At 35.7% G+C, this 24,750-nt stretch carries 18 protein-coding genes and 2 pseudogenes; 7 read left to right on the forward strand and 13 right to left on the reverse strand.

All coding sequences use genetic code 11. The features are described 5' to 3' along the window. Positions 1-466 precede the first annotated feature (466 nt). Positions 467-1,213, reverse strand: a complete 747-nt coding sequence (locus F6K54_RS17170; RefSeq protein WP_293079576.1) for a transposase — start codon at positions 1,211-1,213, stop codon at positions 467-469. A gap of 1,754 nt (positions 1,214-2,967) precedes the next feature. On the opposite strand from F6K54_RS17170, the gene F6K54_RS17175 reads away from it, so the two are divergent. Then, the gene (locus F6K54_RS17175; protein ID WP_293079579.1) at positions 2,968-3,492 is read left to right on the forward strand and encodes a phycobiliprotein lyase; all 525 of its coding nucleotides are present in this window, start codon (positions 2,968-2,970) and stop codon (positions 3,490-3,492) included. A 381-nt stretch (positions 3,493-3,873) separates the two neighbouring features. Here F6K54_RS17175 and F6K54_RS17180 read toward each other — a convergent pair whose 3' ends face one another. After that, entirely contained in the window at positions 3,874-4,632 is a 759-nt protein-coding gene (locus F6K54_RS17180; protein ID WP_293079582.1) for a hypothetical protein, read from the reverse strand. Between the two features lie 1,506 nt (positions 4,633-6,138). Next, a complete protein-coding gene (locus tag F6K54_RS17185) occupies positions 6,139-6,687 on the reverse strand; it encodes a hypothetical protein (protein ID WP_293079584.1) in 549 nt (182 codons plus the stop codon). 332 nt (positions 6,688-7,019) lie between these two features. On the opposite strand from F6K54_RS17185, the gene F6K54_RS17190 reads away from it, so the two are divergent. Then, positions 7,020-7,169: a hypothetical protein gene (locus tag F6K54_RS17190; protein ID WP_293079587.1), complete on the forward strand. Its 150-nt coding sequence runs from the start codon at positions 7,020-7,022 to the stop codon at positions 7,167-7,169. Positions 7,170-8,033: 864 nt separating this feature from the next. Here the strand turns inward: F6K54_RS17190 and F6K54_RS17195 are convergent. Beyond that, on the reverse strand, positions 8,034-9,728 hold the full coding sequence (locus F6K54_RS17195) for a hypothetical protein (protein ID WP_293079590.1): 1,695 nt from the start codon (positions 9,726-9,728) through the stop codon (positions 8,034-8,036). Between the two features lie 506 nt (positions 9,729-10,234). Further along, on the reverse strand, positions 10,235-11,200 hold the full coding sequence (locus F6K54_RS17200) for a glycosyltransferase family 2 protein (protein ID WP_293079593.1): 966 nt from the start codon (positions 11,198-11,200) through the stop codon (positions 10,235-10,237). A gap of 1,862 nt (positions 11,201-13,062) precedes the next feature. Between F6K54_RS17200 and F6K54_RS17205 the strand changes: the two genes are divergently transcribed. From F6K54_RS17205 to F6K54_RS17220, 4 genes are all read left to right on the forward strand, one after another. Beyond that, positions 13,063-14,244 (forward strand): tetratricopeptide repeat protein, encoded by a 1,182-nt coding sequence (locus tag F6K54_RS17205; protein ID WP_293079596.1) that lies wholly within the window; start codon positions 13,063-13,065, stop codon positions 14,242-14,244. Positions 14,245-14,691: 447 nt separating this feature from the next. Further along, complete coding sequence (locus F6K54_RS17210) at positions 14,692-15,087, forward strand: hypothetical protein (protein WP_293079599.1); 396 nt, start codon at positions 14,692-14,694, stop codon at positions 15,085-15,087. Positions 15,088-15,222: 135 nt separating this feature from the next. After that, entirely contained in the window at positions 15,223-17,997 is a 2,775-nt protein-coding gene (gene fxsT / locus F6K54_RS17215; RefSeq protein ID WP_293079602.1) for an FxSxx-COOH system tetratricopeptide repeat protein, read from the forward strand. Positions 17,998-18,222: 225 nt separating this feature from the next. Beyond that, entirely contained in the window at positions 18,223-18,810 is a 588-nt protein-coding gene (locus tag F6K54_RS17220) for a Uma2 family endonuclease (protein ID WP_293079605.1), read from the forward strand. A gap of 353 nt (positions 18,811-19,163) precedes the next feature. On the opposite strand, the gene F6K54_RS17225 is transcribed toward F6K54_RS17220, so the two are convergent. After that, entirely contained in the window at positions 19,164-19,715 is a 552-nt protein-coding gene (locus F6K54_RS17225; RefSeq protein ID WP_293079608.1) for a DNA-binding protein, read from the reverse strand. 318 nt (positions 19,716-20,033) lie between these two features. After that, positions 20,034-20,603 (reverse strand): Uma2 family endonuclease, encoded by a 570-nt coding sequence (locus F6K54_RS17230; RefSeq protein ID WP_293079611.1) that lies wholly within the window; start codon positions 20,601-20,603, stop codon positions 20,034-20,036. A gap of 298 nt (positions 20,604-20,901) precedes the next feature. On the opposite strand from F6K54_RS17230, the gene F6K54_RS17235 reads away from it, so the two are divergent. Beyond that, on the forward strand, positions 20,902-21,489 hold the full coding sequence (locus tag F6K54_RS17235) for a Uma2 family endonuclease (protein ID WP_293079627.1): 588 nt from the start codon (positions 20,902-20,904) through the stop codon (positions 21,487-21,489). Between the two features lie 138 nt (positions 21,490-21,627). On the opposite strand, the gene F6K54_RS17240 is transcribed toward F6K54_RS17235, so the two are convergent. The 6 genes and pseudogenes from F6K54_RS17240 to F6K54_RS17265 all read right to left on the reverse strand — a co-directional run bounded on the left by F6K54_RS17240 (position 21,628) and on the right by F6K54_RS17265 (position 24,717). Continuing rightward, complete coding sequence (locus F6K54_RS17240; protein ID WP_293079614.1) at positions 21,628-21,975, reverse strand: type II toxin-antitoxin system PemK/MazF family toxin; 348 nt, start codon at positions 21,973-21,975, stop codon at positions 21,628-21,630. Next, positions 21,962-22,147, reverse strand: coding sequence for a hypothetical protein (locus F6K54_RS17245; protein ID WP_293079617.1), 186 nt, complete (start codon positions 22,145-22,147; stop codon positions 21,962-21,964). Before F6K54_RS17245 ends, F6K54_RS17240 begins: the two co-directional genes overlap by 14 nt. A 244-nt stretch (positions 22,148-22,391) precedes the next feature. Next, positions 22,392-22,784: pseudogene (locus tag F6K54_RS17250) on the reverse strand (Uma2 family endonuclease); the annotation flags it as partial. Between the two features lie 12 nt (positions 22,785-22,796). Continuing rightward, the gene (locus F6K54_RS17255; RefSeq protein WP_293079620.1) at positions 22,797-22,940 is read right to left on the reverse strand and encodes a hypothetical protein; all 144 of its coding nucleotides are present in this window, start codon (positions 22,938-22,940) and stop codon (positions 22,797-22,799) included. Positions 22,941-23,055: 115 nt separating this feature from the next. Beyond that, a pseudogene (locus F6K54_RS17260) lies at positions 23,056-23,475 on the reverse strand (oxaloacetate decarboxylase); the annotation flags it as partial. Between the two features lie 105 nt (positions 23,476-23,580). After that, the gene (locus tag F6K54_RS17265) at positions 23,581-24,717 is read right to left on the reverse strand and encodes an RNA-guided endonuclease TnpB family protein (RefSeq protein WP_293079623.1); all 1,137 of its coding nucleotides are present in this window, start codon (positions 24,715-24,717) and stop codon (positions 23,581-23,583) included. Positions 24,718-24,750: the final 33 nt, after the last annotated feature.

The following is a 24,750-nucleotide window of genomic DNA, read 5'->3' on the forward strand; positions in this document are numbered from 1 at the left end:
CCCTACAGCTTTGCGGCTTACTTTCACAATTATATTTGCAGCCCCGTTAGAGTCTGCATTAATTAACCAATTATTACTACTTCTATACAAACCACGCTTTATTCTTTTCGGTGATGGTTTCCAATCATCGGGTTTCTCACCATAATTAGGCAGATAGTCACCATCTAAAAACGAAGCAATACTTGTATAACTTTCTTGGTGTTTCTATAAATATTATTCCATATTCATCGCACAACTGAGCTATTCTTTCTTTGAGTCTAGCTGTGGGAATTGGTACAAATTCTGAATTACTTTTTTTTCCTAATTTTATTTCATTTTTCTGACCTTTATTCCAACCAAAAACAATTGTACCAATAGAATTTTTGTGCGCAATGATTAATGACTATTCTGGCTGCTTTATTTATACCCAAATCGCATTTGGCGGTTACGCTTTTCTGTAATGGCAGCTAGTTTATTTGACCAAAATTCAGTTGGTTGATTTTCTTTGATAGTTGATACTTGTTTGTTGTACCAACCCACCCCTATCCCCTCCCGGGAGGGGAACCAAAGGGGTGGGTGTTTCCCATCTATAACCCGCGCTTGTTCCTACATTAGATACACAACTCAACCAATTATTTACACCATGATCTATTCCTAATACATTGTCTTGATTTAATTGAGGTTTAACTACTACTTCTTTTTCATAGACAAATTCTTGGGTAAAACATTTATTTATCGGTAATATCCTCAGCTCTTTAATAGAAGTAAAGTTAAGATTACTCGGCATAGGAATATAAAAGCAATCTAGACCAAACCAGCGCTTACAAGTATTACCTAGTGGCACTCTAATTTTATTACTTTTAAGTTTTAACGCTTGCTTGGGGTAACTAACTGTAGCTATTCCTCCTTTTTTTCTGTAGTTAGGAATCCTTGGTCTTTCTAAGATTTTTCCTTCACTATAGGCTTTTATTAGACCATAATAAGACCTAAATGATTCCGCTACAGTTCTCAATATTTGTTGTGCTGCTTGGGAATGTAGAACTTTATAGTGATTGTTCTTTTTGTATACCTTTTCTAAGTCATACTTGCCAATGCCTTTTTGAGACTTAAAATATAGTTGTCTGGCATAATATATTCCCATGTTAGTGAGCTTGTGAGACTGTTCACATAAGAATGTTAAGATAGCAATTAATTCGGGATTTTTACCTACTAAAACTTGCTGACAAGAGTACATTTGAAAGGAGGGCTGGACGGCTTACCCCTGAGTAATAATAACACAGGAGTACTTTAGTTGTCTACTCTAAACGACTCAGTTGTTTTCATCCCCCGGTTAAAACACGGGGCCTTCAACCTGGCTTTTCGGTAAAATAAAATACATCGGATTAAAATCCGACTCCTCGCCTTTCATCCATCGCTTAAGAGACGATGGCTTTCATGCTCCCGTGTTATTTAGGTAATAATTTTAATAGCATAGCTTAACCTTTATACTTACCACAATATGATATTTTTGAAAATAGTTATCGTCACAATTATGGTTTTTTAGTCCAATTAAATTCTCTTTTTTGATTCATCTACTGTTGCTGGGATCGAGCTATAGTTTGATTTTTTATTTTTTTTACCTCCCAAAAAAACGGATATATTTACGATAATAAAAATTACAGGATGTTTCATCTCAGCGAGGTACATCTGTAGGGGGGCAAGATACCCGTACCATATCGTTAATATTTGTACCTTATATACTACCTAATACCAAAATTTAAAAAGTTTGCTATATATCTTTTTAATTAGGAGATAGGGAGTAGTGAGATGGTCATTTCAGTTATCAGTTATCAGTTTTCATGGAATAGTTCTACATTAGATATGTCCAAAAAAGAGGCAGTAGGCAGTAGGCAGTAGGGGAAAATAATTGATAATTTCTCTGTAATAATTAATTTTACTTTTTATTATTGGAGATATCTATTATTTTTCATCTCTATGTCTATTGTGACTAATTTAGCTAGTGAAATAATTATTTTTTTACAGTTATATAGTTTTTCTGAAGATACGCGATCGCTACGTTCTTAATTTGTGACAATCAACTTTTAAATTAAAATTAGTAACATCAAAAAAAATATAAATCAAGTCTATTATACATAATTATTTAATTTTATGAAAAGCTTACAGCACTTTCGCTAATTGATGAACCACATTGCCATAACCAAAACCTTGTAGGGACGTTGTATACAACATCCCTACTGTGGTCTACCGAAATAAAAACTGCTGTAAAACTCAGACAACCCAATATTTTTCCTTCTTCCTTCTTTCTTCCTCCTTCTTCTGCTATATAGGGTTTGCTGATTAAATTTCAAATGATTGCCAGATAAAGGTTTTAGCCTTTTTAGATATTGAAAAAGTACATGGTTTTCAGCTCTTCATGCTCAAAAAGTTAGCATTTTTAGCGCATAGTTGGGCAAAAAAATTCTCCCCTACTCCCCTACTCCCCTTTTCCCCTCCACCGGAGGGGTTATATCATGTTCGGATAATCAGTTATAAAAAAACTTTATCCCTTTTAAGCCTTTCTTCCCTTCTGCCTTCCCCTCCTGGGAGCAGGGCTGTTTCAAAGTATTGTAGATTAACGATGAGCGAGAGAACGGAAGATAAAGGAATAGTAGAATAGTGAAATTTGCCAAAATTTGCTGAAAAATCGGCAAATAAGCGCCTTTAAGCTCTGAGAGAATATTTGGTTTAACGTCGCTTAAAAGCCTCTATCCCCGTGTCTGGTGTGTCCCCGCGTCCCCGTGTCTATCGAGAATGAAACAGCCCTGCCCTCCTGGGAGGGGTTAGGGGTGGGTTGCCTTCTGCCTTCCTTTCTCCAAAGTGTAAGTATTCAACCGAACATGATATTAGGGGTGGGTTCCCTACTCCTTAAAAAAGACTTTTTCAGCAAACCCTATATATATGCCAATCAGTGCAACAATAGTATTGATTCAGAATTAATATAGCAAGTTAATGGACATTATCGAATTTTTGCAATTGAGTGCAGGTGAATGGTTTTCCCAACGCACGATTCACAATTTAGTCTCCGGGGAATTGCAAGCAGGCAAATCAGAAGTAAATGTTGAGATACTAGAAAAAACAAACCCCAAAGTCATCAAGTTGTGCGAACAACATCAAATTGACCCAAGTTTAGATCAATTATTAGGAGTGCAGATTAACTGGAATGGTACTATCAACCGAGAGCAAATTAAAGATATAGGTGCAACAATGTTGATAGTTCTTCCTAATTCTGACGACCCCCAGCAAGGTAAATTATTGCAGGATAAAGGAGATGGTGAGAATACAAGTATCAGTGGTCGATACATTATGGGAGGTGATGATGTTTTAACATTTATTACTGAGTCGGAAGATTTATATGCAGAGGAACGTTTCTGGTATCTGATGCCTAATTTACGGTTACGCACCAGTGTAGTTAAAAGACCATTAGGTTTTACTTTAGCTTCTTTTTGCTCAGAAATTCGCCGAGTGAAAAAATAAACTGCATCGCATTGGTTGCTCGATCGCCAGAAAATATCTGCAACAAAAATTTGTCGGGTTGGCACTAAAATGGAGCAACTCTTGCATAGCAAAACTATAGTCATTTTAGTTTAGGTTGAGACGATAATTTCTTGCTGTGAAACGGTTTCAGCTAAAAAAGTGTCTCATTCTTATTTCAAACAACTATAGATGTCATATTTTATTTATAGGACTTACGCAACTGCAACGTATTTCTGTCATTGCGACCCACAGGGAAGCAATCTCAAATTCTAATTTTTCGTACCTTATGCGTAAGTCCTGATTTATATGAACTATAAAATTCACTATTAGCTAGAGATTAGTGGATTTTATATTTCTTGAAAAATGTAATAACTGGTTTAATTAACATTTACGGCGATAAATGAAACCCATTAAACCAATAAATGCTAAACCTAATAAAGAAGTAGTTTCAGGAACATCTGTAGGATTTTCAGTTGGAGTTGGAGCACGAAGACCAAAACCATTATTGCTTTGGTTTTTCTGAATAACTAGGGTACCAATTTCCTCAAGACTAGCGAGAGTAAAACTAACAGATGGATTACCAGGTACATTCATACCATCAATAGTATAAATTCCTGAGCTAAAATCAGAACTAGGTAAGTCTGTAGGAGAGAAAGGGGAATTACTTCTAACGCTAAAAGCTTCACTTAACCAATTAGTAGTAATTAGATTACCAGATGGGTCAAAAGCTTGTAAGATAAATTGTTCTTGACGTGTTGCACTTCCGTTATCTACATCTCCAAAGTTAAAATAAGTTCCTACAGGTAGTGGATTAGTAAGAAAGTCGAAAGTAGTTGTTCCTACAAATCCACTTCCTGTAGCACTTCCCGTAACATTAAATGTACCTACATTTCTCCAAGGTAAATCTGCACCTGTTCCTACCCAAGTTCCAGTCCAAGAACTATTTACAGGTGAAGTATAGATAGGTGCTTCAGAACAAGGAAAAGAAAGATTCGGTACAGGGAAAGGAATGATTGTATTAGTGCCTAATGCAGGAGGTAAAGGATTAGGGAAACTACACGTTGAACTACCAAAAGCTGGTTGAGCTATCAATGTTATTCCGAGTGGTAAGTATTTAATCCAGCTAGTATATTTAATCATAATTTTCAATGAAGGGTTGTTTGATTGCTACATGAAATAATGACATCGATTGATTTTACTAGGTTCCCAAAGAGAATTTGCTATGAAATAATGCTTTTAGGACTTACACAAAGACACTATATATAGCACCTACTAATTTAGATTGCTGGCGCAAAGCTCCGCTAACGCTATCAATTTTTAAGCGATTCATCAATCAAATGATTGTATTATTGCCTAATGTAAGAGGTAAAGGAGCAGGGAAGCTACACATTGAAATACCAAAAGCTGGTTGAGCTATCAATCTTATTCCTAGTTATTCCTAGTGGTAAGTATTTAATCCAGTTAGTATATTTACTCATATTTTCAATGAGAGACTGTTTGATTGGTATATGAAACAATGACATTGATTGATTTTATTATGTTCCTAAAGAGAATTTGCTATGAAATAATGTTTTTAGGACTTACGCAAAGACACTATATATAGCACCTACTAATTTAGGCGATCGCTGGCGCAAAGCTCCACTAACGCTATAAATTTTTAAGCGATTAATTAATCAAATGATTGTATTATTGCCTAATGTAGGAGGTAAAGGCTCAGGGAAACTACAAATTGAACTACCAAAAGCTGGTTGAGCTATCAATCTTATTCCTAGTTATTCCTACTGGTAAGTATTTAATCCAGTTAGTATCTTTACTCATATTTTCAATGAGAGACTGTTTGATTGGTATATGAAACAATGACATTGATTGATTTTATTATGTTCCCAAAGAGAATTTGCTATGAAATAATGTTTTTAGGACTTATATCATGTCCGGTTGAATAGTTACACTTTGGAGGAGGGAAGGAAGACGGCAGAAGGGAAAGAAAGGTTCCAAAGGATAAGGTTTTTTTATCACTAATTATCCGGACATGATATTACACAAAGACACTATATATAGCACCTACTAATTTAGAACGCTGGCGCAAAGCTCCGCTAACGCTATAGATTTTTAAGCGATCGCCTTAAGACAATTACTATTCAGGACTTATACCATTTCTCTGTAACAATGCACTTAATAATTCTTACCAAAACCTGAATTTTACTAATAGCTGTTATCTTTTATTAAGCGCAACTTCATGGAGAAATGGTATTATATCAAATCCGGTAGCATCGGTGTAATTAGATAGTTAATCTAGGAGTCAGGAGTCAGGAGTCAGGAGTCAGGAGAAAAGAGAATTTAGAAAGATTTGCTCTTTAGGTGAAGATGAAAATTTTTTTATACCGAACCCGAGCGGATTTGATATTACACATTAGGTACGAAAAAGTAGCGTTTGAGATTGCTTCCCTATGGATCGCAATGACGGAAATATGTTCTGCTGCGTAAGTGTTATATCATGTCCGGATAATCAGTGATAAAAACCTTTTTCCCTTCTAACCTTTTCTTCCCTTCTGCCTTCCCCTCCTGGGAGGGGTTAGGGGTGGGTTGCCTCCTGCCTTCCTCCAAAGTGTAAGTATTCAACCGGACATGATATTATGTCTATTTAACTCAATCTGGTTTGCTCTGATTCGATCGCGATGCTTGACTATTTTTGACAAATGCTTTTAGTTTAGTATAAAAATCGGTGTGTTTGATCTTAGACTGAGTTGTTTTTACTGGAAGTTGCTCTATCACATCTTGAGCTGTATTTTTTGAGCTTGCCTTGAAGGGGTTTGAAGATGGATCGACTGATGTAGATGTAGAAGACTCAGGAGGTTTTGACTCAGATAAAGGAGGTTTCTCTGCTGGTAAAGACTGAGTATCTATCTGAGATGTTAAATTTGTGAGAATATTTTTAGTAATAATATTTTGAAATTCAGAATTGAAATGATAAACAGGTTGACCACGACGTTCCCATAGTGTCAATATTTGCTCAACACAGACAGCTTTGTAACGTCCAAGATATAGTGCCTCAACCACTGCTAAGGAAAGCCACTCCATTTTATATTTATTGTGCCAACGAGTAATAAGTTGGTCAGAAGTCTCATCAGCGAGGTCAAAATCATATTTGTTTAATAGCGCCTCTGCTAAAGGAGATATTGATGACTGTTCTGTCATTGGCCTTTTATTTTTTACTAATAGATAGTACCATTTTTCTGAATTAATAAGAGTGGAGAATGGGAAACAAATAGAGTGAAAGAAGTTATCAATTTACTTGCTCATCTAAATAAGCAAGATTGATAATTAGTATCATATTGTCTCCTAATCAGCGTATTATCAATAAAATATAAGATTTTTGAATTTTGACTTATACGAAACGGATACAATTCTCCTTATCTTTATAAGTACCGATCTTTAATTTATATTTATTAGGTATTCAAGCAAACATAATATTAATTGCTGATTCCCGCCCAAAAAGTTAAATTACTCACATATAATATCATGTCCGGTTGAATACTTACGCTTTGGAGGAGGTAAGGCAGAAGGCAGCTATGCTGGAGGCAGAAGCGGTGCGACCCCGCGTCGGCGTCAGACGCAAGGGAATGCGCACTCCTGTGAGGAAAGAAAAGGTTAGAAGGGAAAAGGTTTTTTATCACTGATTATCGGGACATGATATAATACCACAAATATTAAAAGTTAAAAATATTTTTTTCTTTCACTCATACTATTTCACTTTATAGTCATTTAACTTTAGATTGAGACAAAGCTTTCTTACTCTGAGGAAGTTTCAGACGAAAAAATGTCTCATTTTTAAGTTAAAAAACTATAAATATATCATTTTATGGTCATTTAATTAGCTATAAAAAACTTTTTCTTCTCTGTTACCTATGGTATATTATTATGGAACTTTTTTTTCCTCCCTATTTCCTATTTCTTCATTGTAGCAATATTTTATGAAATTTCTATAAGTAAGAATCAATCAAGTTAAAACTGTAAGCATTCAGTTATTAGCTGTCAGCTATCAGCAACAAGATTCTCTTCTTAAGGACAGTGTTTAAATTAACAATTGACTTTAAGGGTAAGGGAGGCAATTTTTGTAGTAATATCATGTTCGGATAATCAGTTATATCAAATCCGGTTAAACAGCCATAGAATGGTTAAGTTAGGAGGAGTCAGGAGTCAGGAGTCAGGAGTCAGGAGGAGAAAGAATTACAAAGATGAGCATAGTTATGACGATTGAAGAATTTTTTTATGTCCAATTAAACGGATTTGATATTATAAATAAAATTTAATGACTGATAGTATCGACAGTACCAAAGAAATACTGAAATTATCTTTACTTTTCTCCAATATTTCCTCTTTTTCTCCTTTCTTCCCTCCTGACTCCTGACTCCTGACTCCTGACTCCTCACAACAGTTATTTATAAGTATTCAACCGAACATGATATAAGACAATTAATAAAGCTTTGATAGTAAACTAAAAGTAATAGCTGATAGCTGATTGCTGACGGCTGAGTGCTTACTTAAAACTTGCGCTCAATTTTCAAAGATTGACCGGGAGAAAGTTTTTTAATTTCAGTTGTTAAATCATGCCAAGGTTGTAATTGATTAACTTGAAAAGTACGACTCATTACAACATAAATAGAGGTCTGATCGGAACCAATAGCTGCGCTAATTACATCCCACCAAGATTTAGCAAAAAGTTCGTCTGTAATGTACCAAATTCCATCTTCATACTTAAAATGGCGAGTGAAATGGAAAGGTGCATCTTGCTTACCAGTAATCAGAATTTTTTGTAATATTTTCCGAATAAAATTAGGGAAAAAACGCCCAAAAGTTAACATGACAAACCTGAGAATGATTAACTTAATAGGTGACATTTGAGTTTGTTTCGCCCAACCCATATTACCAGAAATAACCAATTCATCCTGAGATATTTTTACATCATAATCATCACTTAAATGACTAACTGCATTTAAGGTTTTATTTCCTTTTTTTATTTGGAGTGATAAATGAGTATCAGAAACAACTAATTTTTGGTCGCGAAATAGCTTAAAAACACCACCTTTTTTCATACTTACATATAATTCTGTTCCTGGTCTACGTTTGATCAAAATTTGAGCTTCTTTTAACCAAAGACTAGCAATATCGCGATTCACATCAGCAGGTCTTTCTTGAATAAAATCTTGCCATGCTAATAAATAATTCCAGGTATGATGACCAATAATATGATCGTCAGCATAACAAGGAGCTAGACCATTTTTTAAGCCCACTAAAAATTGGTCGTTAATAGACAAAGCAGCGGGCAACCATTTACCTATTAATTCAAATCCATGGGGAAAAAAGTTATAGGTATTGCGACTAGAATATTCTCCACCGAAGGAACCATCAGGATGAATAAATTGAGCAGCTAATTCTACTGCTGTAGTAATAGAATTTTTGAGTTTTTCACTGGGGTTTAATTCATAAATTCTGGCTAAACAAGATATAGTTAAAGTATGATAACCAGGGTCAAAACCAGAGTATTCTGTAAACCATCCTTCCTCACTCTGCCAACTTAATAATCTTTCCAGACGATCTGCTTTAGTTGCCTCCCATTTTGAGGTTTCTAATAGTTTACTCAACAATTCTAAGGACAATACAATTAATGCTTCATGGTTAGCTAAATTACCACTTTCATAATGATTGACTAACCAATCTGCTCGTTTTTCAAAAAAGCTGAGTACTTCATAGTTATTTAATCCCAATATTTGATAACTTTCAATACTAGCTAATAAAGAAAAAGCTGTTGCTCCACTAGCTCTTTCAAAAGGGAAATAATCGTCACAAGAACCATCAGGATGAGCAGTGTGTGCAGCATATAATATGCCTGCTTCTGCCCATCTATATATCATTTCTTGCAAATAAAATTGATTATTAGGAATATCTAAGCTATAGGCTAAAGCTAAAGGTAAGACGAACTCTTGAGCCATGCCACTAGGAAAGTCTATAATTTTGTAATGCCAAAAATTGCGGTCGAAACAACCGTAGGTAGGACTATGATAATTGCGGTCTAGCAAGGTCAAAATTTTAGGAATTTGAGCAAGTGCTTCTCTGGCAAATAAATCTCTAATCTGTTCTTTTTTGGTATCACTTATAGTATTTTTATCCTCGGATAAATTAGACTCTATCTTTAATAGATCGGTTTGATTTATAACGGATGGTTTATCGTCTTGCATAGTTATATTTTTACTACTTTATATTGTGAATAATTTTCTCTACTTTATTTATTTGACTAAAAATTAATTTTAGATCTATTAAAATTTAGGTATTATTTTTTTACTGTATTTTACAAGTCGAATAGAAGCTAGACCGATAAAATATTTATTCTTCTTTATTATTCCTTTTTTTTCAATGTCAGCTATGGATTAACTATCGTCTTGCATATTTATATTTTTACTACTTTATATTGTGAATAATTATAATTTTCTGACTAAAAATTAATTGGATAATTCTTAAAAGTTAGCTCTCAAATATCAATTTTTTACTATACCTCACCAACCTAATAAAATCTACATTGAGATAGTATTTATTCCTCTTTCCTCTTCTCGAAGAATTAATAATTAAATAATTAAATAATTAAGGTTGAAAGCCTCCCCCTTTTAAGGGAAAAAAAATAAACTTTTTCCTTTTAGTCAATCCTCTCTCTAAAAGGGAGAGGTAATTATCCATTATCCATTATCCATTATCCATTAATGAACTCTTCCTTCTTTTGAAAATCTTGCTTTCGCATTCTTACTTGAATTTCTTCCATGATTCTACGATTTGCTGCCATTAAATCTGCGATTAAACCTAATAACCATAATTGAAAGCCTACTAAAATTAAAATTGTTGCTAAAATCAAAGTTGGAACCCTAGTTTTTTCATATCCACTAAAAAAGAAAAATAACCAACGGATAGCAGAAATTACCCCAAAACTAAATGGTATACTTCCTAACATTAGAAAAAAACGTAGGGGTTTGTAAAGCAAAAAAATTCTGAGGATAGTAAAGAGCGATCGCAACACATAGGAAGGGGTACTTCTTACCAGTCGAGAAGGTCGTAATACATTATTTGTTCTGATAGGAACTGATGTTATTGCCATACCTTTTTGCCCTGCTTGAATAATTGTTTCTAGGGTGTAAGTATAAGCATTAAAAACATTAAGTTGCATGGCAGCTTCTCGACTAAAAGCACGAAAACCACTAGGTGCATCAGGAATATTTGTATTGCTAGCTATTCTTACTACCCAACTACCTAATTTTTGTAGTAATTTTTTACTACGAGAAAAGTGTTTAGTTTGCCAAATTGGTCTTTCCCCAACTACAATTTCTGCCTGACTCCAAATAATAGGTTGAATTAAGTAGGGGATATCATCGGCACAATATTGATTATCAGCATCAGTATTTACAATAATATCTGCTCCTGCTTTGAGACTAGCTTCTAAACCTGCCATAAATGCTTTTGCTAAACCTTGGTTAGTGGGGAAACTCACAATATGGTCTACTCCATATTCTTTAGCAACTTCAACTGTTCGATCTTGACTACCGTCATTGATGATTAACCATTCGATCGTGTCTACTCCCGCTAACTTTCTGGGCAAAGCAGCAAGAGTTACTCCTAAAGACTCTTCTTCGTTGTAACAAGGAATTTGAATAATTAATTTTGTCATTAGATGGGTATTTCTCCTAGGGTGTCTCAAGAAATTTTAAAAAAAGCAGAAGGAAGAAGGAAGAAGGAAAAAGGAAAAAGGAAAAAGAAAAAAGCTTGCTTTGTCTGAGTTTTGAGCTTTTGATATGTCCGCGCCCTTTCCTTCGACTACTATATTAAGGAGGTCTCCTTTCTATTGCCTACTTCGAGCAAAGCTACCTTCAATAATTAATAATTAACAATTAATAATTAATAATTACCTGTTCTTATAAAGAAGAGGATTGGCTAAAAGGATTTTTTTTCTTCTCTTGGTCTCATGGATATGGCGCAGGTTTCCTCGCCATCCCACCCTCCGGGAAGCTCCGCTTTTTCCTAGGTCATGCTTCCCTACGGGATGCTGCGCAAACGCAAACATGTTGCGTAGCAAAACGACTGCTTTTTTCTCCATGAATGGAGAGGCTTTATACCTTAATTTTTTGGTAAAAGGTTGTTAAGAGCAACTGGCCATCAAATATAGTATTTTGAAATAGATTATCATCACTTTGTGTCTAAAGTATGAAATACTGTATCAATAGCGATAACTTTGATAATTTTGGCCAAATTGAGTATAGATTAGGCCACTTGCTCCACAAAAGTTATAAGGTATAGCAGAAGGAAAAATCTGGCGTTGTCTGATTTTTAAGCTTTTGATATATTCTCACCAACTCTTTCTTTGCTATAAACCAAAAATTAATCAACTTTATTAAGATTTTTTAGTTCCAAATTTCAAGTTTTACGGAAAAAATTTGTTATCAAAGGAAGTATACAGTAAGTAAGGTTAAATATTGAGTAATACCAAATTAATATAAAGTTGCATAGAACAATATTTTAATCAGGCGTTGCCTGTAAATTAAAGACAGACAAGTTAACAAATTTCATAATTATGTGCCACCTAACACCTAACACCTAATTCTATGCAGCCTCACATAAAATTGGTATAAAGTTAAATATTGAGATATAAAATTTTCCTGTTTAGGTGTGCCACTCCACTATATTAATGTTTAATCTTTTATTAAACACAGCTTAATCAAAAAATGATATTAGCAAAACTTTGAGTTCTTAAATTTATCTGAAAATGAGGAAATAAAAATGTATAGCGCTGTGCGCAGGCAACAGCTCCGGAAGGCAACAGGCAACAGCTCCGGAAGGCAACAGGCAACCCACCCCTAACCCCTCCCAGGAGGGGAATAAAAAACCGATAATATAAGGCTTTTAGCTATTGGACAGTTATTGTCATTTGTAAATATGCCAGCGCACATTGCTGTAGCTCTTTCTCTACAGCAAATCTTTATATACTTGATTATTTGTTGCCTGTTTCCTTCAAAGGTATAGCGCTACGCATTACGCATTAAGGTGTTTGACATGAATAGAAGCTGAAACCCTTTTGTATTCGCCTGTTGCCTGTTGCCTTGCGCGTAGCGCTATATGTTTACAAATCAAATCATGATGCTACAATAATAATTAATATAGCAATCAGGAATCAGTTGTGAGAATTGAGATGTTCCTTAAAAGTATAGAATATAGCAATTATTATATTCAGATGATACATTTTTTTCTTCTTCTCTGTTCCCTGTTCCCAAATCCGGTGTTCCCTAAAAGTTTTCAATATCTCACAACTCAAATCATATTGCTATATTTCAATTAGTTATAGCAGAAGGAAAAAGGAAAAACGAAGAAGGAAAAATCTGGCTTTGTCTAAGTTTTAAGCTTTTGATATTTCCGCGCCCTTTTCTTCGACTACTATAAAAATTTTTCATCAGGGTAAGCATTAATTTCAAATAGAAAAACAATATATCTACTAGATAAAGGTAATTGTGTCTATAAAAAAGCTCTGAGGAAAAAATCATGAATCAACAAAGTATCTCTAGTTATGTTGGTCTCGTTCAATCTTTATTGGTTTGTCCTAGTGGTAATGAAAATAAAATTTTGCAAGCTAATCAAAATTTGATAGACCATAAATTAGTTCAAGTAATGAAACAAATAGCACAAACGAACGACAAAATGGGTAAATTGAATGCTCAATGGTTGCAAAATTTGGCGACAATGTTAGAGACTAACTTAGATTATGCTTCCCAACCTATAGATCGGGAAATATATCGAAATTTCCTCATGCAAATTTTACAAGTAATTTCAGACAATGAAGGAAAACCTGAAGCGGTGTATTCTGTACTAGAATATAATCAAGATAAGCTGAATCAAAATTTCCTAACAGTGCTACGAACTTGGCCTGGAGAAAATTTCCCAAAAATGGAGCCTCAATTAGCACAAAATGTTGCTCTAGATATTGTTAATTTGAGTAACCTAATTTTACAGTTTCCTTTTGGTAATCAAAGTAATAACGTAGAAATAGCAATTGTAGGTTATGAAAAAGCTCTACAAGTTTTACCCCGTCAAAAATTTCCGGTAACTTGGGCAACTATCCAAAATAATTTGGGTACTAGCTACCACAAACGCACTGTCGGAAACTCAGAAGAAAATATCGAATTGGCGATCGCTTGCTACTGTCAAGCACTTCAAGTTAGGACTTACTCTACATTACCTGAAGCATGGGCAAGCACTCAGAATAATCTTGGTAATGCCTATCAACAACGTAGCATGGGGAAAAGAATAGAAAACTTAGAGAATGCGATTAATTGTTATCAGAAAGCTTTAAAAGTCAGAACTCTAGAACAGCTACCTCAAGAATGGGCAAGTATTCAAAATAATTTGGGTAGCGCTTACCATGATCGTATTGCAGGAGAGCAACAGAAAAATATTGAACAGGCGATCGCTTGTTATAATTTAGCTCTCAAAGTCCGTACTCGCGAACAGTTCCCTACAGACTGGGCAACTACTCAAAATAATCTGGGTAATGCTTATCTCGACAGGATAATAGGAGATAGACAAGATAATTTGGAACAGGCGATCGCTTGTTTTGTTAGAGCGCAAGAGGTTTATACTAAGGAAAGTTATCCTCTATATTGGGAAATGATTTTCAATAATTTAGGTATTGTTTACAATGAACAGAGGTTGAAAAAGGTAGGTTGATCCACAATTAATAATTAATAATTAATAATTAATAATTAACAATTACCTCTCCTTGAAAAAAAGAGGATTGACGCGGTAGGGAAAATTTTTATTTTTTCTCCTTTAAAGGAGAGGTTTTAAACCTTAATTATTCGGTAACGCATTATTAATTTAGTTGTTGTTGCGCTGTTGATTTTTTGAGTGTCTCAGTTGAGGTTTTAAACCTCTAAAATATTTCCTTTGACTTTTAACTTCTTGTTGCGTTAAACTTAAATCACAATATAGCCTTTTTCACCCTGGTGAGGTACATAAAAGATCCCCCTAAATCCCCCTTAAAAAGGGGGACTTCCTGTTTCCCCCCTTGTCAAGGGGGGGTAGGGGGGATCTCCAGCACTTTACCTTACGCTTACTTAGAAATGCAATAGAGTTGTTGGGAAATAATTAAATAGTAATTCAGGAGATACAAATATGTCAGAAAATACTGGAGATAAAGTTGTTGATATCAATGAAAATTATGGTGTAGGTATTGGTGTAGGTACCAACAGTGGAAAAATTGACAACTTCAAGTCTGCTCATACAATTAATGAATTTCAGCAGCAAGATTTAGCAGAGGCAGCAAAAGATATTCAAGAAATACTAGAGCAACTAGATGAAACTTATCAATCGAATACAACGGCGGGTAGAATGAAAATTGCTACGGAAGTAATTACACAAATTGATAATAATCCAACTAAGGCAGAAAGAATATTTAATGCTATAAAAGCTGGTGGAGTTGCTGCTGTTGAACAATTACTTAATCATCCTGCTAGTAGTTTTATTATTGGAGCGTTGGAAGATTGGCAAAAGAATAAACAAATTAAATAAAATCAGGACTTACTCAAAAGATGAGATAAAATTATAGACCATTTGTAGGGGTTAACGGCCGTTAACTCTTACTATGTTTGGTGGTTATGCGTAAGTCCTAAAAATGCCAAATTCTAAATTAAAAGAGATGCAAATATGTCAGGAAATACTGGAGAGAAAAAGGTTGTTGATATCAATAAAAATTATGGTGTAGGTATTGGTGTAGGTGTCAATGAGGGAGAAATTGAAAACTTAAAGATTGCTAATACAATAAATGAAAATAATTATTTTGACACAAAAACAAAAGGACTGCCAAGGAAGGGGGAGCCAGCAGAATTTCCTAATAACCTGAAGAAAGTACGCACTGGTGCTGTCAAATTTGTCGGTAGAGATGGAGACCTCAAAACATTACATGACCAACTTCAGGAAAAGGAGCGAGTTTCCATCACAGCAGTAGTCACGGGGATGGCAGGAGTAGGCAAGACAGAATTGGCACTCCAGTACGCTCTCTTATCTAAAAAGGAATTGACTTATCCTGGTGGAATTTGCTGGATCGGGGTTCGGGAAAGGAGTGTTATAGAACAGTTATTAGATTTTGCCGAGACTCAACTAGGGCTATTTCCGGCAGAAGGTTGGACTTTGGAACAGTATCTTGACTACTGTTGGTCAAACTGGCAACCTGCGGGAGATGTGCTAATTATTTTGGATGATGTGGATAAGTATGAGGAAATTGCAGGTTATTTACCTCCACAGGAAAAGCGTTTCAAGTTGCTAATTACTACCCGCAGATATTGGTTGTCAGAATCTTTTGAAAATTTGCGTTTGGAAGTATTGGATGAGGGTGCTGCCTTGGAGTTATTGGAGGTGTTAATTGGTGAGTCTCGCGTGGCAGAGCAAAGAGAGGAAGCTAAACAACTCTGTGAGTGGTTGGGATATTTACCTTTGGGGTTGGAGTTGGTGGGGCGTTTTCTCAAGAGGCGTTCTGGGTGGAAGTTGGCAAGAATGATAGGGGAGTTGGAGAAACAAGCTTTAGATTTGCCTGCGCTACAGAAGCGATCGGGAGAAATGACAGCGAAAAGAGGAGTGAAAGCTGCTTTGGAATTAAGTTGGCAGGAGTTAGATGAGAGAGCAAGGTATTTGGGTTGTTTCTTGAGTATGTTTGCCTTAGCTCCTATACGTTGGAGTTTAGTGGAACAGTGTTTGTCTGGAGGTGAAACTCAGGAGGAAGAATTTATCAGCGCTTGGGAGGATGTGAGGGAAGATAGTTTGTTGGATTTAAACTTGATTCAACAGACTGCGGAGGAAACTTATCAATTACATCAATTGGTACGTCGATATTTCCTAGACAAGTTGGAGAAGATGGAAGAAGTCGATGAGTTGAGGTATCAGTTTTGTTGGGGTATTCTGGTGGAAGCAGAAAAAATTCCTGAGACTCCAGTAAAAGCAGAGATAGAAGAACTAACCTTGTCTATTCCTCACTTGGCTGAGACAGCAACTGAGATGCAACAGTCGGTTGGGGATGAAGATTTGGTCTGGCTGTTCGCCCGCCTTGGCAGATTTTATGCAGGTCAAGGGTTATATGGACTAGCCGAATCTTGGCATAAGCAATGCTTGGATATTACTCGCAGTCGTTTGGGAGTTGAGCATACTGATGTTGCCACCAGTATCAACAATCTGGCAAATCTCTACAACTTCCAAGGGCGATATACAGAAGCAGAACCTTTGTATTTAGAAGCACTGGAGATGAGAAAGCAATTGCTAGGCTCTTCACACCCATCTGTTGCCACCAGTATCAACAATCTGGCACAACTCTACAACTCCCAAGGGCGATACACAGAAGCAGAACCTTTGTTCCTAGAAGCATTGGAGATGTATAAGCAATTGCTAGGCTCTTCACATCCATCTGTTGCTACAAGTCTCAACAATCTGGCATTACTCTACAACTCCCAAGGGCGATACACAGAAGCAGAACCTTTGTACTTAGAAGCATTGGAGATAACAAAGCAATTGCTAGGCTCTTCACATCCTGATGTTGCCATGAGTCTCAACAATCTGGCAAGTCTCTACTCTAACCAAGGGCGATACACAGAAGCAGAACCTTTGTACTTAGAAGCATTGGAGATGAGAAAGCAATTGCTAGGCTCTTCACATCCTGATGTTGCCATGAGTCTCAACAATCTGGCACAATTATATTACTTTCAAGGGCAATACACAGAAGCAGAACCTTTGTATTTAGAAGCACTGGAGATGTATAAGCAATTGCTAGGCTCTTCACATCCTGATGTTGCCATGAGTCTCAACAATCTGGCAAGTCTCTACTCTAACCAAGGGCAATACACAGAAGCAGAACCTTTGTATTTAGAAGCACTGGAGATGTATAAGCAATTGCTAGGCTCTTCACATCCTGATGTTGCCATGAGTCTCAACAATCTGGCAAGTCTCTACTTTAACCAAAGGCGATACACAGAGACAGAACCTTTGTATTTAGAAGCACTGGGGATGTATAAGCAACTGCTAGGCTCTTCACATCCTGATGTTGCTACAAGTCTCAACAATCTGGCACAACTATACAACTCCCAAGGGCGATACACAGAAGCAGAACCTTTGTTTCTAGAAGCATTGGAGATAACAAAGCAACTGCTAGGCTCTTCACATCCTGATGTTGCCAGAAGTCTCAATAATCTGGCACTACTCTACTCTAACCAAAGGCGATACACAGAAGCAGAATTTTTGTTCTTGGAAGCTTTAGAAATTACAAAGCAACTGCTAGGAGAAGAGCATCCCAATACTCAAACTGTTCAGAGAAACTATCAATATTTTTTAAGCAAGTTCTCAGGGAAAACTGACAAGAGGAATTATCTGATGAAAGAAATTTGCAGACTATATCAGAAATGGAGAAATCATCTTGAGAAGATTATTGGAATTAGGTGATTTCAAATCAATTTTATCTGAGGTAAATAGGCGATTTTCAACCCTTCCCTCCTGACTCCTGATGAATAGGCGATCGCTCTGGTTTTCCCACTCTCTGGTTTTTTCCGCAAACCCTATTGTTGGGTTTCGTTCCTCAACCCAACCTACACTTGATGAAGAGATGATCGCTCTTTCCAACTATAGTTATGATATAATATAACAGTAAAAATAGCAGATAAAAACCCAATGATAGCTAACCAAAATCAATTCTATGTTTCTCCAGAAGACTATTTAGCAGGAGAGCGACAAAGTCCGATTAAACATGAGTATAGACAAGGCCAAATTTATGCAATGGTAGGGGCAAAGAAACCCCACGTTATTATTGCTAGTAATTTAGGCAGATTATTGGGCAATCATCTTCTGGATAATGACTGTATTGTACTTACTTCTGATATTAAAGTTCGACTAGAAGAAGCTAATTGTTATTATTATCCTGATGTGGTAGTAACTTGTGATGAACGGGATTTAAGTTCAACTGAAGACTTTATTCTTGATCCGTCTTTAATCATAGAAATTTTGTCTCCCAGCACAGCTAAATTTGATAGAGGAGGCAAATTTACCGATTATCAAACTGCTACAAGTTTACAAGAATATGTATTAGTTAATCAGTCTGAGATGAGCATAGAATGTTTTCGGAAAAATGAACAAGGAATTTGGATTTCTCAAACTTATAGCAGGGGAGAAACAGTTAATTTTGCCAGTGTAGATTTTAATTGCAAGATTGAATTAATCTATCAAAAAGTTCCTGGTATAGCCAAGATAGACAAGGATTAAAATCCTAAGCTAATGCTAAAGTCATCTCAAGATGACTGGATTATTTATCAAGAATATTTATCTGATGAAATGAGTTTGCAAATAATATCAGACATGGAGAAATCATCTTTAGAGAATAGTTGAAATGAGGTAATTTCAAATCAATTTTATTTGAGGGAAATAGGCGATCGCCAACTCTTCCCTCCTGACTTCTAATTCAGGGGCGATCTCCAACTCTTCCTAAATTCTCTTCCCTCCTGACCCCTGACTCCTGACTCCTAGTTCCCAAATAGGTTCTATAGACAGCAAAAAATTAAGCAGAACCCAGGCACTGCTTGTGGAACTCTCGTTTCCAAACCAAATATTTAACTACTTTACTTTTTTCCTTTCTTTTTCGATTTTCTCTTCTGACTTTTTGGCTTCTTAGCTTTTGCACGCTGCTGAACTACTTCTGGTGGCGGACCATAATCTCCATCACTAAAGTACACTCGCTCTACTATAGTTTTCGGCTCTACTTCAAGCCACAGCCTGGCACCTCCAGCTTGACTTGTATTTGGTTGATGGGGTTGATAAATTATTTCGCAAGAACCGTGAATTTTCAGAGCGTGGCAATAATCTTTTTTATCTCCCAGTTTCACAGCTACTGCTGCATATTTAGTTTTATGATCTCTGTTGTAGTCTATAGTTTTTCTTAGAACATGAACGATAGTCTTGGCTTTACGTTGAAATTTATTCCAAGTCCCTTGAGGACCGCGACGACCTGGTGTAATTTCTGGCATTCCCCGACGGTTCAGAGGAATTCTCCAAAATCTCCCGACTTTTTTAGCATCAACAACACGATTAGTATTCAGTAGAAATCGCAATCTACCTGTTGAAATATTTAGCAGAAAAGCTGCTTCTGTAGTACTAATGTATGAAATAGTCATAAGTATAACGTTATGGTTTTAAATTATATATTTTAATTATACTAGGTAATGTACCAAAAAAGTTAATAAGTGGTAAATTATCAGACTTTTAGGAATTTTTTGCACAAAAGCAGAAATTATGGTACTTAAAAACTTTTCATGAACTAAGGATTAAAATCCTAAGCTAATAGCTAAAGTCATCTGATTTTTTTTGTCAGTTTGGCGATCGCTCCCTAGTAGCTAGACACTGATTTGGCCACGGATATACGGATTATTTTTTGGAGTTAGTTTGGCGATCGCTCCCCATTGACAACTGATAACTGATAACTGAAATGACAATTATTCCCCTAAAAACACATCCTCATAAATTAAATCTATAGGATAACTCAAATTAACACTTTTCAACTCAATATTATTCCCTTCCAAATAAGAATAAAACTCCCATACTCCCTTTTCATTCAACCGAAAACATTCAACCATCATTTCATTAGCACTCACCAAAACATACTCTTTCAAAGTAGAAATGCGACGATGATTTTGAAATTTTTTTCCTCTGTCAAAAGATTCTGTTCCTGGAGATAAAACTTCAATAATTAAACAAGGATATTCGATTGCTTTTCTTGCCTTTTTATCTCGTTCATCACAACTAATCATTACATCAGGATAAAAAAATGGTCCTTGTTCAGATATTTCCACTTTTGCATCTGCCACTAAGACTTTACAACCTTTCCCGCGCAAATGATTTTTTAATGCTGTTGTCAGATTAGCAACAATTTCACTGTGGGGAATAGTACCCCCAGTCATGGCTATAATTTCACCGTCAATATATTCATATTTAATCGGTTGTTTTTCTTCCCATTCCAAATATTCTTGAGCGGTAATATATTGAGAATTTTTAATTGCAATCATAATTAATGGATAATGAAAACTCTATCTAATTAGAGATTCTTTTGATTAAACTATAGCTAATATTGTATAATACCATTTTGAAAAAAGAATGTTACGAATAATAAAAATCATAAATAAACTTTCAAATAAAGTATATTTGACGAAAAAGATAATTTAAAACATCAAAAATGGTATTAAATCTATCCCCATACGAATTCTGGATTCTGAATTCTGGATTCTAATAAATACCCTATCTATTTGTAGCAAACATTTATAAAATTGGTATAATATAATAGTAAAAATGGCAGAAGAAAACCTAATGATAGCTAACCAAAATCAATTCTATGTTTCTCCAGAAGACTATTTAGCAGGAGAGCGACAAAGTCCGATTAAACATGAGTATAGACGAGGCCAAATTTATGCAATGGTAGGGGCAAAGAAACCCCACATTCTTATTGCTAGTAATTTAGTAACAGAACTAAATATTCATCTGCGCGATAATGACTGTTTTGTACTTCCTTTGGATATTAAAGTTCGACTTGAAGTTGCTAACTGTTATTATTATCCTGATGTAGCAGTAACTTGTGATGAAAGAGATTTAAGTTCACCTGAAGATTTTATTCTTTATCCTTCTCTAATCATAGAAATTTTGTCTCCCAGCACAGCTAAATTTGATAGAGGAGGCAAATTTACTGATTATCAAACAGCTACAAGTTTACAAGAATATGTATTAGTTAGTCAGTCTGAGATGAGAGTAGAATGTTTTCGGAAAAATGAACAAGGAAATTGGATTTCTCAGACTTATAATAGGGGAGAAAAAGTTAATTTTGCTAGTGTAGATTTTAATTGCCAGATTGAATTAATCTATCGAAAAGTTCCTGGGATAGCCAAGATAGACAAGGATTAAAATCCTAAGCTAATAGCTAAACTCATTTGATTTTTTTTGTCAGTTTGGCGATATAGCTGCCGCTAGGCTTCGCCAACGCTCCCCATTGACAACTGATAACTGAAATTAGCGATCGCTCCCCATTGACACTATATTTATTTAAGGAATACTCAGGGAAATTTTTACTGCTTCTTGTACCAATACAAGAATTTCTGATGGTAAGTATCCTATTTTTTTGTGAAAAACTGAATTGCTAACTGTAGCAATTTTATCCGCCCTAATCAATGAAGTCTTTTTTAAACCTGTTTGTAAGAAATTAGGATTTTCTTCTGACATTAACACCCAAGTTTTTGGTAAATTACTGTTAGTAACTTTCGAGAATATACCTAAAATAATAGCTTCTTCTCTATGAACTGCTAAAATTAGTGCAGGTCTAACTTTTGTAGAAGTTAAATCGCTAAAAGGGAAGCGAACTAACCAAATTTCTTGAGGTTTAGGATTCGACATCGTAAATATCTTCCTCTGGTTCGTTCCACTCTGAAAAACCTGTTTCTGCTAGTTGCATCATGGTGAGAGTTTCTAATCTTTCCTCAAGTTCTTCTATAAGTGTTATTTGTTCTTGAATAGGTAACTGAAATATCAGAATTTTTATTTCTTCTATAGTCGGATTTTGAGTCATTTTTCAGGACAATTATTATTTTTAAATTATTAAACAGAAATAGACTTATTTAGATTTTAACATATTATTAACGATATAGCTGTCGCTAGGCTTCGCCAACGCTCCCGAGTAGCTAGACACTGATTATGCCACGGATATACGGATTATTTTTTGGAGTTAGTTTGGCGATATAGCTGCCGCTAGGCTTCGCCAACGCTACCCATTGACAACTGATAACTGATAACTAAAATTGGCGATCGCTATCTTAAAATTCCGGTGCCCAGACCTCAACTACAGGTAATTCCCACCCTGGCAACACTTCTGGAACTTCTAAAACATCTCCATCCCTAAGCACAATTTTCTCACTATTGGGGCGATAAACTTCCATTGTGCGAGTGCGGGGATCTACTAATATTCCGACTTTAGTGCCGTAAGTTAGAAACTCTTGAATTTTTTCTCGGAGTTTGGTTACAGAGTCGGTTCTAGATTTGATTTCAAAAATTAAGTCCGGTAAAATCTCTGCATAATTTTCCGTGGTTTGAGGTAAGCGATCGCTCCGAATAAAAGCAGCATCGGGGGCACGAACATCTGCATCTGCATTTGGTAAACGAAAACCTGCACTGGAACCTGTCACCCTGCCTAGTTTTTGAGGTCTAACCCAGTTGCGTAACTATGCGGCTATTTCTATTCCTACTTCTTCTGACTCTAAACCTGACAGACTCATAATGGTAATTTCTCCCCTGACTAATTCCATTTGATTGTCTGGGTTTTCGGTTGTTAATTTTTCTAGGTCTTTTATTGTTAGATTTGGCATCGTTACTCTTTCCTAAAATATTTTAATTGATAACTCTGTAGGGATGTTTATGCAACCTCCCTATTTCAACGGAAAATGGGTTTTATAAGGGCGAATGCCATTCGCCCCTACAAATTTAATCAACTGAAAACTTCCGCTCCAACTCTCGATATTTAGGCACTTCAATAATCTCTTCAAAATCTTGGAAAGAAACAATATCTGTCAAACCTGCCGTAGTTCCATTTTCAAATAATTGACGATAACAGTTCATCATTGCTTTAGTAGCAGAAAACAATCCCGACAAAGGATAAACCGCAATTTTAAAACCCATTTCTGCCAACTTCTCACCCGATAAAACCGGAGTTTTTCCACCCTCAATCATATTGGCAAATAAATATACATCCTTAAAAGCAGTACCGATCGCCTGCAAATCTTCTATCGACTGAGGCGCTTCAATAAAAACCACATCTGCACCAGCTTCAACACAAGCACGCCCCCGCTTAATAGCTTCATCCAAACCCAATGGCGCACGAGCATCTGTCCGAGCAATAATTACTAAACCACTATCACCGTTCTTAGAAACCTACGATTATCTACATAAATCTATGATTTTCTTGCTGATAATCTGTTCTATTCCTGCTTCAACCTGGCAACGTCGGCGTTATCCAGTCCGCAAGCTGTCACGGTCTAACTGACCGCCATAGCTAAATTTAACGCTGCATTCAAGTCTCGTTCGCGCTAGCGTTGCGGAGCAATCACAGCTAAAATTGCAGTGTTCGCAATTAAAAACGCGCTCTGATAAAAACAGAGACTCTTTAACAGTTCCACACCTACTGCAAGTTTTAGAACTAGGAAACCATCTATCAACGATGATTAACTCAGAACCATATAACTCACATTTGTACTCTAACTGCCTGCGAAACTCATAAAAACCCATATCAGCAACAGCCTTAGCTAGCTTGTGATTTGCGATCATTCCTGATACATTTAAGTCTTCTATTACTATCTGGCTGTGGTTTTTAGCCAAGTAAGTAGTTAGTTTGTGCAATGTATCTTTTCTAATGTTGGCTATTTTGCTATGTAGTTTAGCTATCTTGAGTTGAGCTTTTTTCCAATTAGATGAAAACTTGACTTTATGTCGATTCAGATATTGCAACCGAGAGAGTTTTGCTTCTAACTTTCTATAAGACTTTGCACCAACAAAAACTTCACCAGTGGATAAGGTAGCTAGAGATTTTACTCCTAAATCTACTCCAACTACATCTACTGACTTCTCAGTAATTTGAGGGCTAGTTTCTATCTTGAAACTAACAAACCATCTGTCAGCTTTTTTGCTAATAGTTACAGACTTAGGGGTAACATTATCTGGCAGTATTTCATAGGTTTTAATCCATCCAATCCGAGGTAATTTTATACGGTTAAAATCTACGGATATAGAACCATCTAAAGTAAAACTATCATCTCTACCCTTCTTCTTGAATTTAGGTTGATCAGACACTTTGCTAAAGCAACGTTTCCAAGCAACGGATAAATATCTCAAGGCATATTGAGGAGCTGTTTTTGACACTTCATAATACCAATAATTATTAGGTTTAACCATTGCTACTAAAAGTTTATGCAGGTCGATTGCAGTAGGAAATTTAAGTTTACTATCAGGATTATTTGAATTGTGATTAAGGATGTTTCTAGTCAACCATAGTCCCCAATTATAAGCATGACGGGCTACACCTGCGTGTTTAGCCAGTAACGTTTTTTGCCGATTTGTAGGGTGTAACTCAGTTTTGAATCCTAGTAGCATAAAATAAAGTATGGATAATCATAGATTGTAATA

Source organism: Okeania sp. SIO3B5, assembly GCF_010692555.1.
Classification (GTDB): domain Bacteria; phylum Cyanobacteriota; class Cyanobacteriia; order Cyanobacteriales; family Microcoleaceae; genus Okeania.

Excerpts from the sequence above, each read along its gene's own strand:
- F6K54_RS17185 (WP_293079584.1), bottom strand. The coding sequence starts at position 6,687 with ATGACAGAACAGTCATCAATATCTCCTTTAGCAGAGGCGCTATTAAAC.
- F6K54_RS17220 (WP_293079605.1), top strand. The coding sequence starts at position 18,223 with ATGATAGCTAACCAAAATCAATTCTATGTTTCTCCAGAAGACTATTTA.
- F6K54_RS17245 (WP_293079617.1), bottom strand. The coding sequence starts at position 22,147 with ATGACTCAAAATCCGACTATAGAAGAAATAAAAATTCTGATATTTCAG.
- F6K54_RS17200 (WP_293079593.1), bottom strand. The coding sequence starts at position 11,200 with ATGACAAAATTAATTATTCAAATTCCTTGTTACAACGAAGAAGAGTCT.
- F6K54_RS17265 (WP_293079623.1), bottom strand. The coding sequence starts at position 24,717 with ATGCTACTAGGATTCAAAACTGAGTTACACCCTACAAATCGGCAAAAA.
- F6K54_RS17205 (WP_293079596.1), top strand. The coding sequence starts at position 13,063 with ATGAATCAACAAAGTATCTCTAGTTATGTTGGTCTCGTTCAATCTTTA.
- F6K54_RS17225 (WP_293079608.1), bottom strand. The coding sequence starts at position 19,715 with ATGACTATTTCATACATTAGTACTACAGAAGCAGCTTTTCTGCTAAAT.
- F6K54_RS17170 (WP_293079576.1), bottom strand. The coding sequence starts at position 1,213 with ATGTACTCTTGTCAGCAAGTTTTAGTAGGTAAAAATCCCGAATTAATT.
- F6K54_RS17235 (WP_293079627.1), top strand. The coding sequence starts at position 20,902 with ATGATAGCTAACCAAAATCAATTCTATGTTTCTCCAGAAGACTATTTA.
- F6K54_RS17180 (WP_293079582.1), bottom strand. The coding sequence starts at position 4,632 with ATGATTAAATATACTAGCTGGATTAAATACTTACCACTCGGAATAACA.
- fxsT (WP_293079602.1), top strand. The coding sequence starts at position 15,223 with ATGTCAGGAAATACTGGAGAGAAAAAGGTTGTTGATATCAATAAAAAT.
- F6K54_RS17255 (WP_293079620.1), bottom strand. The coding sequence starts at position 22,940 with ATGCCAAATCTAACAATAAAAGACCTAGAAAAATTAACAACCGAAAAC.
- F6K54_RS17175 (WP_293079579.1), top strand. The coding sequence starts at position 2,968 with ATGGACATTATCGAATTTTTGCAATTGAGTGCAGGTGAATGGTTTTCC.
- F6K54_RS17240 (WP_293079614.1), bottom strand. The coding sequence starts at position 21,975 with ATGTCGAATCCTAAACCTCAAGAAATTTGGTTAGTTCGCTTCCCTTTT.
- F6K54_RS17230 (WP_293079611.1), bottom strand. The coding sequence starts at position 20,603 with ATGATTGCAATTAAAAATTCTCAATATATTACCGCTCAAGAATATTTG.
- F6K54_RS17210 (WP_293079599.1), top strand. The coding sequence starts at position 14,692 with ATGTCAGAAAATACTGGAGATAAAGTTGTTGATATCAATGAAAATTAT.
- F6K54_RS17195 (WP_293079590.1), bottom strand. The coding sequence starts at position 9,728 with ATGCAAGACGATAAACCATCCGTTATAAATCAAACCGATCTATTAAAG.